This window comes from Burkholderia gladioli, from assembly GCF_000959725.1.
GTDB classification, from domain to species: domain Bacteria; phylum Pseudomonadota; class Gammaproteobacteria; order Burkholderiales; family Burkholderiaceae; genus Burkholderia; species Burkholderia gladioli.
Window position 1 is genome coordinate 442,038 of the sequence record NZ_CP009322.1, and the last position, 13,457, is coordinate 455,494.

The 13,457-nt window shown below is 71.0% G+C and carries 2 protein-coding genes (1 of these 2 only partly in view); both read left to right on the plus strand.

Annotation, left to right across the window (positions count from 1 at the left end):
* The gene (asnB, locus tag BM43_RS03225; RefSeq protein ID WP_036056888.1) at positions 1-1,965 is read left to right on the plus strand and encodes an asparagine synthase (glutamine-hydrolyzing); all 1,965 of its coding nucleotides are present in this window, start codon (positions 1-3) and stop codon (positions 1,963-1,965) included.
* A protein-coding gene (locus BM43_RS42465; RefSeq protein ID WP_052710559.1) for an SDR family NAD(P)-dependent oxidoreductase crosses the window boundary here: on the plus strand, positions 1,962-13,457 show its 5' portion. It continues 4,920 nt past the right edge of the window; the window shows 11,496 of its 16,416 coding nt (coding positions 1-11,496); the start codon lies at positions 1,962-1,964; its stop codon lies beyond the right edge, outside the window. Before asnB ends, BM43_RS42465 begins: the two co-directional genes overlap by 4 nt.

Below are 13,457 nucleotides of genomic sequence, written 5' to 3' on the forward strand. Positions count from 1 at the left end.
GTGTGCGGAATCGCCGGATTGTTCGACCTCGACGCCTCGCGTCGACCTGAGCTGGCCTGCCTGAAGGGGATGCTGGCGCGGCTGCGTCATCGCGGCCCCGACGAGATGGGCTATTACATTGACGACACCGTCGCGCTGGGCAACGCGCGGCTCAGCATCGTCGATCTCGCGGGCGGCCAGCAGCCAGTCGGCGACGACGCCGGGCGGCACTGGATCGTCTTCAACGGCGAGATCTACAACTATCGCGCGGTGCGGCGAGAGCTGGAGGCGCGCGGCGTGCGCTTCCAGTCAAATTCGGATACCGAAGTGCTGTTGCGCGCCTGGATCGAATGGGGGCCGGCCGCGCTGGAGCGCCTGAATGGCGCCTATGCGTTCTGCCTCTACGACCGCGCGGATCGTTCGATCGTGCTGGCGCGCGATCGCTTCGGCAAGCGTCCGCTGTTCTACACGAAGCACGACGGCATGCTGATGTTCGCCTCGGAAATGAAGTGCTTCCTGGCCAGCGACAGCTTCCGCTTCCGCTTCGCGCCGGAGCGGCTCGCCTCGGTGTTCCGCATCTGGACGCCGCTCGACGATCACGGCGGCGCGTTCGCGGAGATCGACCAGGTGCCGGCAGGCAGCTACCTGCGGGTGCGCGACGGCCGTTTCGAAACCGTCTGCCACGCGCCGCTGCGGCTCGATGTGGAGCCGCTCGCGGTGGACGAGCAGGAGGCCGCCGAGCGCGTGCGGGAGGCGCTGTCCGATAGCGTGCGGCTGCGGCTCGACGCCGACGTCGAGGTGGGCATCTACCTGAGCGGCGGGCTCGATTCGGCGATCGTCGCCTCGCTCGTGCGCGAGCAGAAGGGCGACGGCACGCGCAGCTTCTCGATCGGCTTCGACGACGGCGAATTCGACGAATCGGGCGACCAGCAACTGATGGCGCGCCATCTCGGCACGCGCCACGTGTCGGTCGACATCACGCATCGCGACATCGCCCAGGCGTTTCCCGATGCGCTCTGGCACGCCGAAACGCCGGTGTTCCGCACCGCCTTCGTGCCGATGTACCTGCTCTCGCGGGAGGTGAGGCGAAACGGCATCAAGGTGGTGCTGACCGGCGAGGGGGCGGACGAGGCCTATCTCGGCTACGACATCTTCAAGGAAACCCTGCTGCGCGAGGCATGGCACGAGCTCGACCCCGATTCGCGCCACGCGCGCCTGGCGCGCATGTATCCCTACCTGCCGCAGTTCGACGAGCGGAATCGCGCCTCGATGTACGGCTTTTTCAACCAGTTCGCCGGCGGACGCGACAAGGCGTTCTTCTCGCACGACCTGCGTTTCCACAACTCCCAGCTCTCGATGCGGCTGCTCGCGCAACGCGACGATCCATTGCGGGCGCTGGACGCGCAGGCCGGCGCCGATCCGCGCTTCGCCGCGCTCGCGCCGGTGCAACGCGCGCAATGGCTCGAATTCCGCACCCTGCTCGGCGGTTATCTGCTGTCGACCCAGGGCGATCGCATGAGTCTGGCGCATGGCGTCGAGAATCGCTGCCCGTTCCTTGACCCGGCGGTGGTGCGGCTCGGCTTCGCGACCAACCTGCGCTTCGGCGACGCCTACGACGAGAAGTACCTGCTCAAGCGCGCGTTTGCCGCGCGCCTGCCCGAGCGCCTGCTCAGCAAGCCCAAGCAGCCGTATCGCGCTCCCGACGCGAGTGCCTTCCTGTCCTGCCGGCCCGATTACCTCGAGGCGCTGCGCTCCGAGCACGAGCTGGCCAGGCTCGGCGTGCTCGATGCGCGATTCGGCGCGGCCTTCGTCGAGCGGCTGCTGGCGCGGCCGGCCGGGCGTATCGGCCAGGCAGAGAACCAGACCTTGTTGTTTCTGCTGTCGACCGTGTTGCTGCATCGGCAGTTCGTCGAGCGGCAGGCGCCGCCGCCGCCGGCGATCGAGCCGCTCCTCACCCGACAAATCGATGGACGCGTGACGGTATGAAAAGCAAGGACCTCAAGGACAGCAAGCGCACGGCCGCGAGCGTGGCGTCGCGCGGCGACGACGATCGCGACGACGTCGCGGTGGTTGGGATCGGTTGCCGCTTTCCGCAGGCCGCCAGTCCCGAGGCGTTCTGGGACAACCTGCTGGCCGGGCGCAATGCGATCACGTCGGTGCCCGACGGACGCTGGAGCGACGCGCGCAGCGCGGCGGCGTTCCGCGGCGGCTTCATCGACCATGCCGATTGCTTCGACGCCGGCTTCTTCCGCATCTCGCCGAAGGAAGCCGAGTTCATGGACCCGCAGCAGCGCGTGCTGCTCGAGGTGCTCTGGCATACGCTCGAGGATGCACGGGTGCGGCCGTCCTCGCTCGCGGGCCGCAAGGTCGGGGTGTTCATGGGCGTGTGCAACAACGACTATGTCGATCTGCTGGCCGAGTTCGGGGTCGGCGATTCGTCGGGGCTCTACGGCTCGACCGGCACATCGAGCGCGATCCTCTCGAACCGCGTGTCGTTCGTGTTCGATTTCCGCGGGCCGAGCGTGACGGTCGACACCGCCTGCTCGAGTTCGCTGGTCGCGGTGCTGATGGCCGCCCGCGCGATCCGCTCGGGCGAATGCGAGGCGGCGCTGGCCGGCGGTGTCAACATCTGCTGGGCCGCCAGCCGCTTCCTGGCGTTCGCCCAGGCCGGCATGCTGTCGAAGGACGGGGTGTGCCGCACCTTCGATGCGCACGCCAACGGCTACGTGCGCGGCGAGGGCGCCGGTGCCGTGCTGCTCAAGCCCTTGCGACGGGCGCTGGCAGACGGCAACGAGGTGTATGGCGTGATCCGCGGCGGCGCGATCAATCACGGCGGCCGCACGCGCGGCCTGACCGTCACCAATCCCGACCAGCAGCGCCAGTTGCTGATCGACGCCTATCGCGACGCCGGTGTCGATCCGGCGATGGTCGGTTATATCGAGGTGCATGGCACCGGGACCTCGCTGGGCGATCCGATCGAACTGCTCGGACTCAAGCAGGCCTTCGAATCGACCCACCTGGCGGCACCGGCCGGCCGCGCGCGCTCGCGAACCCGTGTCGAACCAGGGCAGTGCGTGCTCGGCGCGGTCAAGACCAATATCGGCCACCTCGAAGGCGCGGCCGGGATCGCCGGCCTGATCAAGGTGCTGCTGGCGCTGCGGCATCACACGATACCCGCCAACCTGAATTTCCAGACGCTGAATCCGCGCATCAAGCTCGAGGGCACGCGCTTTCGCATTCCCACCGAAACGCTCGCGTGGCCCGCGCCGACGAGCGGTCGCTCGCGCCTGCGCCGGCGCGCCGGCGTGAGTTCGTTCGGTTATGGCGGTGCCTATGCGCACGTGGTGGTCGAGGAGTTCCGCCGCACCGGCGCGGCGTCCCGGCGCAAGCCGGTCGAGGCGGGCGAGGGGCCCTGGCTGGTGGTGCTGTCGGCCGGCGACGAGGCGCGCCTGCGCGACTGGAGCGCGGCGGTGGCGAAATATCTGCGCGAGGTCTGGCCGGCGAGCGGTGCGGCGTTCGCCGATTTCGTCTATTGGTTCGATGTGGCCAAGGAGGAGTTCGACGAGCGGGTCGCGTTCGTCGTCGATGGCGTCGATGCGCTGTTGGCGGGGCTCGACGCCTTGGTGGCCGGCGCGGAGGACGCGGCCGCCGCGGTGCCGACGATTCGCGGCCGCGCGCGGCGCGAGCGCGCCACGCGTGCCGACGAGGCGACGCTCGCCGCGCTGATCCAGCGCCGCGAATACGCCTCGCTCGCGCGTCTCTGGGCCGACGGTCAGCCGATCGACTGGGCGCGGCTGTTCGAGGGCGCCCGCCCGGGGCCGCTGGCCCTGCCGCGTTATCCGTTCGTGCGGCGCCGCTATTGGATCTCGCCGCCGGCGCCGGGCACGGTGTCGCGCGCCGCCGTGCTCGACGGCGTGCGTCTTCCCGCGCAGCGGGCCGTGCCGGAAGGCGCGGGGGCCGCCAAGCCAGCCGGAATCGCGCTGCTGTCGCTCGAGCGCGAGGAGGCGGCCGTGCCGCCCGAGCGGCCCCGGCCCGCCTTGCCCGCCGTGGACGCGCCGGCGGCGGCGAGCCCGCAGCCCCTGCCGGCCTTGTCGTCCTCGTCGCCCTTGTCGCCGGCCGTATCCGAGGCCGAGGTCGAGCCGGCCGCGTCGATGCCCGATCGCGCGGCGGCATTGCCGAAGGCCGCGGTCGCGCCCGCCAGCCGCGCGGTGGTGGCGGCATCCGCGAAACCGGTCCGCGACCTGGCGGCCGAACTCGCGCGCGGGCTGGCCCAGGCGCTCTGCATGGACGACGAAACCGGGGTCGACGCCGATCAGCCGTTCTTCGAGCTGGGTCTCGATTCGATCACCGGCGTCGAGTGGACGCGGGCGATCAATCGCGCCTACGGCCTGCAATTGCCGGCGACGCGTCTCTACGATCATCCGACCATCGCGCAGTTGACGCGGTATCTCGAGACGCTGCTGGCTGCTCCAGAACCGGAACCGGAACCGGAACCGGAACCGGAACCGGAACCGGAACCGGAACCGGCTGAGGCGGGGAACGTGGCGGTCCAAGCCACGGACGCGGATTCATTTGATCTTAATATTTCGCACGACGAAATTATTGAAAGATCGGTTGCGCCGGACGCAGCGACGTCGCGCCGGCGTACGATCGATTCCGGTCCGGATCTGATTCTCGAGCGCGAGCTTGCAGAAAGCCTCGGCCAGTCGCTCTATCTGCCTGCCGACGAGATCGATCCCGAGCGGCCGTTCGTCGAGCTGGGCCTCGATTCGATCGTCGGCGTCGAGTGGGCGCGGGCGATCAACAAGGCTTACGGGATCGCCCTGCCGGCGACGCGGCTCTACGATCATGTGACGATCCGCCTGCTGGCCGCGCATCTCGTCGAGCAATGGGGCGTCGCGCGGCGCGATTCGGCGAGGCCAGCCGAGCCACCGGTCGGGCTGGTCGCCCCGGTCACGCGGGCGCCGATCGCCGCTGCGCCTTCGCCTTCCGGCGAGGCGAGCACGCCGCTGCCAGCGGGCGACTACGGCCTGGTGGTGCGCACCGTGCACGCGCTCGACGAGCTGTCCGTCGAGCCCTGGACGCCCGGCGAGCCCGGCGACGACGAGGTGCTGATCGAGGTCCGCGCCTCGGCGCTCAACTTCCCCGACGTGATGTGTGTGCAAGGCCTGTATCCGACTCAGCCGGCTTACCCTTTCGTGCCCGGTTTCGAGGTGGCGGGCGTGGTGGCCGCCGTCGGTCGGGCGGTGGTGGGGATCCGGGTTGGCGAAGCCGTGCTGGCGCTGACGGGCGAGCGCATGGGCGGGCTGGCGAGCCGGGTGGTGGTGCCGGCCGCCAACGTGCTGCCCAAGCCGTCGCGGCTCGGCTTCGAGGAGGCCGCGAGCCTTCCCGTCGCGTTCCTGACCGCGCATCACGCCTTCGAGACCGGCCGGCTCGCGGCCGGGGAGCGCGTGCTGATCCAGACCGCCACCGGCGGCTGCGGTCTCGCCGCGATCCAGTTGGCGCGCCTGCGCGGCGCGCGCGTGTACGGCACCTCGAGTCGAGCCGCCAAGCGCGCGCTGCTGGAGCGCATCGGCGTCGAACATGTGCTCGATTACCGTGCCGCGTTCGATCGCGAACTGGCCGGCTTGACCGACGGCCGGGGCGTCGACGTGGTGCTGAACATGCTGTCGGGCGACGCGATCCAGCGCGGCCTGGACAGCCTCGCGCCGGCCGGCCGTTATGTGGAGATCGCCGTGCACGGCCTGCGCACCAGCGGGACGCTCGATCTCTCGCGGCTGGTCGACAACCAGTCGTTCCACAGTATCGATTTGCGCCGCGCCCGCGCGCGCGGCCTCGATTGGGGAGAAACGCTGGCCGGCTTGCTGCCGCTGTTCGAGACCGGGGCGCTGGTGCCGATCGTCTCGCGCGTCTATCCGGCCGAGCAGCTCGGCGAGGCGTTGCGCTACGTCGCCACTGGCGAGCATGTTGGCAAGGTGGTGATCCGCCATCGCGGCGGCGCGCTCGACGATTGCGTCGAGGCCTGCGTGTCGCGGCTGGTCGCGCAGCGCGAGATCGCCGCGCGCGAAGCGGCGCGGCCAGCCCCGTTGCCTGTGGTGCCGCGCCGAGCGTCGGCGGCCGCGCAGCCGGCCAGCGAGACGCATGCGCCGCGTGAGGGGCAGCCCGGCCGGATCGCCGTGGTGGGCATGTCGGGCGCTTTTCCGAAATCGCCGGATCTGGCGCGCTTCTGGGACAACCTCGCCGCCGGCCGCGACTGCGTGTCGGAGGTGCCGGCCTCGCGCTGGGATGTCGAGGCATATTGCGACGGTTCCGGCGCCGCCGGGCGCAGCGCGAGCCGGTGGCTCGGCCTGCTCGACGAGGCCGATCGCTTCGATCCGCTGTTCTTCCGCATCTCGCCGGTGGAAGCCGCCGCGATGGATCCCCAGCAGCGGCTCTTCCTCGAGCACGCGTGGGCCTGCGTGGAGTCGGCCGGCATCGATCCGCGGCGTCTTGCCGGCAGCGCCTGCGGCGTGTTCGCGGGCTGCGTGCACGGCGACTATCACCGCGGCTTGCCGGCGGCGTCGCTGACGGCGCAGGACCTGATGGGCGCCTCCTCCTCGATCCTCGCCGCGCGCATCGCCTATGCGCTCGACCTGAAGGGGCCTTGCCTGTCGATCGACACCGCGTGCTCGTCGTCGCTGGTCGCCGTAGCGACCGCCTGCGACAGCCTCGCCGAGGGCCGCAGCGAACTCGCGCTGGCCGGTGGTGTCTGCGTGCTGGCCGGGCCGGACCTGCACATCATGGCCAGCGACGCCGGCATGCTGTCGCCGACCGGCCGCTGCCACAGCTTCGATTCGCGCGCGGATGGATTCGTGCCGGCCGAGGGCGTCGGCGTGGTACTGCTCAAGCGGCTCGACGATGCGCTGCGCGATGGGGATCCCGTGCATGGCGTGCTGAGCGGCTGGGGCGTGAACCAGGACGGCCGGACCAACGGCATCACCGCGCCGAGCGTGGCCTCCCAGGCCGCGCTGCAGGCCGGGGTGCACCGGCGCTTCGGTATCGATCCGGCAAGCATCAGCCTGGTCGAGGCGCATGGCACGGGCACTCAGCTCGGCGATCCGATCGAGCTCGAGGCGCTGACGGCGTCGTTCGGCGCGCATGCCGCGTCGCGCGCCGGCTGCGCGCTCGGCTCGGTCAAGAGCAACATCGGCCACTCGCTCGCGGCGGCCGGCATTTCCGGGCTGCTGAAGGTGCTGCTCGCGCTGCGGCATCGGCAGTTGCCGCCGAGCATTCATTTCGTCACGCCGAACCCGCATCTCCTGCTGGAGAGCAGCCCGTTCCGCATCAATACGGCCTTGTGTGATTGGACGGTACCTGCGGGCGGCCTGCGGCGCGCGGCGATCAATTCGTTTGGTTTCAGCGGCACCAACGCCCATCTCGTGGTGGACGAGGCGCCGACGCACCGGCTCGCCCCGGGCGACGGCGATGCGGGGCACGACGCGCGAGCTCAGCTGATCGTGTTGTCGGCGCGCGATGGCGAGCGTCTGCCGTTGGTCGTCGAGCGCCTTGCGGGCTGGCTGCGCGCGAATGCGCACGCGGATCTCGCCGCGCTCGCCCATACCCTGCAAGTCGGGCGCGAGGCGATGAGCGAGCGGCTCGCCTTCGTCGCGCGCGACCCGGCCGATGCGCTGCGCATCCTGGATGGCCTCGGGCACGCGCCGGCGCGCGGGCGGGCGAAGGCATCCGCCGGCCGGGTCGACGAGGCGGAGATCGGCCGGCGGCTTCGTGAGGCCGGCGCGACCGAACGCGAGGCCGTGCTGCGCGAGCTGGCCGCGCAGTGGGTGCAGGGCGCCCACTGCGACTGGGACGCGTTGTACGAGGATAGCGCGCGGCGCCCGGTGCGCTTGATGCTGCCGACTTATCCGTTCGCCCGCGAGTCTTACTGGGCGGCCTCGTTCGGCTCGCCCTACGCGGCAGGCAATGCGGCGCAGGCGGGCACGGGCGGGCCGGCGGTTCCGTCGGCGCGGATGCTGGAGCCGGTTTGGCTGGCCGGTGCGGCAGCAGCGGCTGTGGATGTGCCGGCGGCGCGCTGGATGCTGGTGGAAGGCGAGGCCGCGCGCGTGAGCGTGCCTGACGGGGCGTCGACGCGCGTGATCGCACTCGTCGGCAGCGCTGCGTCGAGCGTGCGCGACTCGCTTGCCCGGCGCTACACGGCGCAGGTCGGGCAGGTGTTCGCGCTGCTGCGTGAATGGCTGGCCACGCATCCGCGCACGCCGCTGCGGGTGCAGCTCGTGCGGTTCGGCGAGCAGGCCGAGGGCGCCGCGCTGGACGGCGTGATTGCCTTGATCAAGAGCCTCGCTCGAGAAAATCCGCTGCTGTCGGGCCAGGCGATCCGGATGCCGGTGGATGTCGCGCCGGCCGTGCTCGCGCAACGACTGGACGACGATGCGCGCCGTCACGGCGATCGCGAGATCCGCTATCGGGCCGATGGTGTACGCGAGGTGCTGACGTTGCGCGCCTGGCCTGAGACGGAAGCGCCATCCTCGCCGTGGCGCGAGGGCGGCGTGTACCTGATCACGGGCGGCGTGGGCGGGCTGGGTCGGCTGCTGGCGGGCCGTCTGGTGGACACGGTACAGGGCGTGAAGCTCGTGCTGGCCGGGCGGCGCGCGGCCTCGGCCGAGACGGACGAAGTGATCGGGGCACTGCACGCGCGTGCGGTAGTGAGCGGCGGCAGCGTGCGCTACGTATCGCTGGACGTGACGGATGCGCCGGCGGTGCATGCCGCGCTGTCGGATATCGTGGCGCGCGAGGGCGCCTTGCACGGCGTGCTGCACGCGGCGGGCCTGATCGATGACGCCTACGCCCTGCGCAAGACAGCGGCGAGCCTCGACGCGGTGCTGGCGCCAAAGGTGGCGGGCACGGTGAACCTGGACGCGGCGAGCGCGCAACTGGACCTGGACTGCTTCGTGCTGTTCTCGTCGATCGCCGGCGTATGGGGCAATGTGGGGCAGGGCGATTACGCGGCGGCGAACGCGTTCGAGGACGGATTCGCGCGCTACCGGGCGAGCCTGGTGGAAGCGGGGCTGAGGCGTGGCGCGTCGGTATCGGTGGCGTGGCCGTGGTGGGCCGATGGCGGCATGCGGCTGGGCGAGGAGGCGGAGCGGGCGCTGCGGGAGGCGGGATGGCCGGGGCTGGGCAAAGAGCCGGGAATGCGGCTGCTGTCGCAGGCGGTGACGTCTGGGCGGCCGTGCGCGGTGGTGCTCGGCGGCGAGCCGGCGGGCCTGGGCCTGGATCTGGCGGCGACCGCGCCGGTTGCCGCGCTTGCCGCGCGAGAACCGGGGCGTGGGGTGGACGCGCCATTGCGCGAACGCGTCGTGCAGCGTCTGAAGGTGCTGTTCGCGTCGGTGACGCAACTGCCGGTGTCGCGCATCGACAGCGAGGAAGCGCTCGAAAGTTACGGCATCGATTCGGTGCTGATCACGCGCTTGAACCGCGAGCTGGAGAAGACCTTCGAGGCGATCCCGAAGACCTTGTGGTTCGAATATCCGACGCTCGCCGGATTGGCGGGTTACCTGAGCGAGCATCACGCGGCGGCGTGCCTGGGCTGGGTGGGCCCGGTTCGCGCGGCGGCTGCGGCCGCTGCCGAGGCCAGGCCGAGGGACAAACTGGCCGTCGAGGCGCGCAAGCCGGCGCCGACGCTTGCAGCCGAAGCACGCCCTCGCGAGGGCGTCGCGATCATCGGGCTGGCGGGCCGCTACCCGCAAGCGCCGGACCTGAACGCGTACTGGGAGAACCTGCGCGAGGGACGCGACTGCATCACCGAGATCCCTGCCGAACGCTGGTCGCTCGACGGCTTCTATTGCGAGGACGTCGAGCAGGCGGTGGCGCAGGGCCGCAGCTACGCCAAATGGGGCGGCTTCGTCGAGAGCTTTGCCCAGTTCGATCCATTGTTCTTCAACCTGTCGCCGCGCGACGCCGAGGATATCGATCCGCAGGAACGCCTGTTTCTCGAAACCTGCTGGCACGTGATCGAGGATGCCGGCTATACGCGCGACAGGATCGCGCGCCGGCACGGTTCGCGGGTCGGCGTGTTCGTCGGCGTCACCAAGACCGGCTTCGACCTGCACGGGCCGGGTGCACGCCGGGACGACCCGCTGCGCTTCCCGCATACCTCGTTCAGCTCGGTGGCGAACCGCGTGTCGTACTTCCTGAATCTGCACGGCCCGAGCCTGCCGATCGACACGATGTGCTCGTCCTCGCTGACGGCGATCCACGAAGCCTGCGAACATCTGCTGCGCGACGAGTGCGAGCTGGCGATCGCGGGTGGGGTCAACCTGTACCTGCACCCGAGCAACTACGTCGAACTGTGCCGGCATCGCATGTTGTCGCCGCGAGGGCGGTGCCGCAGCTTCGGCGAGGGCGGCGACGGGATGGTGCCGGGCGAGGGCGTGGGCGCGGTGCTGCTCAAGCGCCTGGGCGCGGCCGAGGCGGACGGCGACCGGATCCATGGCGTGATTCGCGCGAGCGCGATCAATCACGGCGGCAAGACCAATGGTTTCACGGTGCCGAACCCGAATGCGCAGGCCGAGCTGATCGTCGAGGCACTGACGCGTGGTGGCATCGATTCAGCGGCCGTCGCCTATCTCGAGGCGCACGGCACGGGCACCGCACTGGGCGATCCGATCGAGATCGCGGGGCTCGCCAAGGCCTTCGCCCAGGCTTCGCGGCAGACGCACGAGCGGGCCCTGCCCTGCGCGATCGGCTCGGTGAAGTCGAACATCGGCCATGCCGAAAGCGCGGCCGGCATCGCCGGACTGACCAAGGTGCTGCTGCAGATGCGTCACGGCGAGCTGGCGCCGAGCCTGCATGCCGACCACACCAACCCGTTGATCGACTTCGGCGCCACGCCGTTCCGGGTCCAGCGCGAGCTGGCCCGGTGGCCTCGTGCGCGTGCGACGGCGGCGGGCATCGAGCGCGAGCTGCCACGATTGGCTGGCATCTCGTCGTTCGGGGCGGGCGGTGCGAACGCGCACCTGATCGTGGAGGAGTACCTCGATTCGCGCGAGTACCACCAGGCCGATCCGCGTGAGCCGGTGGCGATCGTCTTGTCCGCCCGCGAGCAGGCGCCGTTGAGAGAGGCTGCGCAACGCCTGCTCGCCGCCTTGCGGCGGGGCGATCATGGCGACGCGACGCTCGGCGAGATCGCCTTCACCCTGCAGACCGGTCGCGAGGCGTTCGAGCATCGGCTCGCCTTCGTGGCCGGCTCGATCGACGAAGCGATCGACGAACTCGAACGCTTTGCCGGCGGCGAGGCATCCGAGCGCGGGCGCCACCAGGGCGATATCCGCGCGCATCACGGCGCGCTGGCCGTGTTCGCCGGAGACGAGGACGCGGCGCGCACGCTCGACAGCTGGCTCGACAAGCGCAAGTACGCGCGTCTGCTCGAGGCCTGGACCCAGGGCGTCGAGTTCGACTGGCAGCGCCTCTATGCGGGACGGCGCATGCGCGTCGCGTCGCTGCCCGGTTATGCGTTCGTGCGTGGGCATTACTGGGAGGTCGCCACGGAGCCGGGCATGGCTGCCGGGCCGTCGCGCCATCCGCTGCTGCACGAGAACAGCTCGACGCTGTATGGACAGCGTTTCGACACCTGGCTGGACGGCAGCGAGTGGTTCCTGGCGGATCACCGGGTGGGCGGGGCGAGGGTGCTGCCTGGCGTGGCCTATCTGGAGATGGCGCGTGCGGCGGTGCAGGCCTCGCTGACGCTGCCCGACGGCGGCGCGGCACCGGCCGTGGCGCTCACGCACGTGGCCTGGTCCGAGCCGCTGGTGCATGACGGCGCGGGGCCGTTGCAGGTGCGCATCGGGCTGGAGGCGAGCGGCGCGGGGGCGGTGCGCTACGAGGTCTATCGCGAGGTGGAGGGCGTGCGTACCGTGCACGGCCAGGGCTATGCGTCGACGGTGGACGAGGCGGACGTCCCCGGCCCGCTCGATCTGGGCGAGCTGCTGTCGCGGGTGGAAGCCTGGAGGAGCGGCGAGGCCTGTTATGCCGGGTTCGACGCCAGCGGAATCCATTACGGCCCGGCGCATCGCGGCCTGGTCGAGCTTGGGACGGGTCGCGACGCGCAAGGCCTGCGCTTCGCGCTCGGCCGTCTGCGGGTGCCGGATGCGGCAGCGGGCGCGGGCAGCGAGGCGTATGTGCTGCATCCGTCGCTGCTCGACAGCGCGTTGCAGGCCGGAGCCGGGCTGGACGAGGCGGAAGCGGGCCTGAGCCTGCCGTTCGCGCTCGATCGAATTCGCATCCACGCCAGGCCGCCGCGCGAGGCGTATGTGGTGGTGCGGGAGGCGGCGGGCTCGGGTGAGACGACGAGCAAGCGCGACCTGACGATCTGCGACGCGCAAGGACAGGTGTCGGTGGTGCTGGAGGGGCTGACGAGCCGGGCGCATCGAGGAGAGGGCGCGCAGTTGCTGGCGCCGGTCTGGCAGGACGCGCCGCGCGAGGCGCAAGGCGACGGGAAACCCCGTCACGCGCGCCGGTACGTGCTGGTCGATCCGGCCTTGCTGGGTAGCGGGAGCGGGGCGCTGGAAGCGCTGGGCGCGGCGTTGCCGGGCGTCGAACTGTCGGGCCTGGCGCTTGAGCAGGCCGAGGCGGACCCGGCGGCCGCCTTCGGCGCAGCGCTGGAGCAATTGCTGGGCGTGGTGGGCGAGTTGCTGCGCGAGCGCGATGCCGGCGACGTGCTGCTGCAAGTGGCGGTGCGCGGCGGCGAGACGGCGGCCTGGAAGCGCGGCCTGGCGGGCCTGCTGAAGACGGCGCGCGAGGAGAACCCGCGAATCTCGGCACAGCTGATCGAGATCGAGCCGGCGATGAGCACGATCGATCTCGCCGCTTGCCTGGATCTGGAGGCCGATGCCGAGCCCGAAGTCGTGGAGCGGCGCCATGCACCGGGTAGCGGCCGCTCCGAACTGGGCTGGCTGCCGTCGACGCCTTCCATGCCGGAGGGGCTGCCGTGGCGCGAAGGCGGCGTGTACCTGATCACCGGTGGAGCAGGGGGCTTGGGCCGCCTGTTCGCCCGGGAGATCGCGAGTCGGACGCGGCGTGCGACGCTGGTCCTGAGTGGGCGTAGCGAACTCGATGCCGAGGCGCGCGAGGCCTTGCGCGCGCTGGCGGGCGAGGGCGACGCGCGCGTCGAATACCGCCGCCTCGACCTGGGCGACGCGGCGGCGGTGCGCGCGGCGGTCGACTCGGTGGTGGCCGATCACGGCCGCCTGGACGGCGTGCTGCACAGCGCGGGTCTGCTGCGCGACGCGTTCCTGTTCAACAAGCAGCCGTCGCAATTGCGCGAGGTATTGGCGCCGAAGGTGGCGGGCCTGCAGGCGCTGGATGCGGCCACGGCGGCGCTGCGGCTGGATTTCCTGGTGAGCTTCTCGTCGACGGCTGCCGTGTTCGGCAACGTGGGCCAGGCCGACTACGCGAGCGCGAACGGCTTCATGGACGGCTTCGCG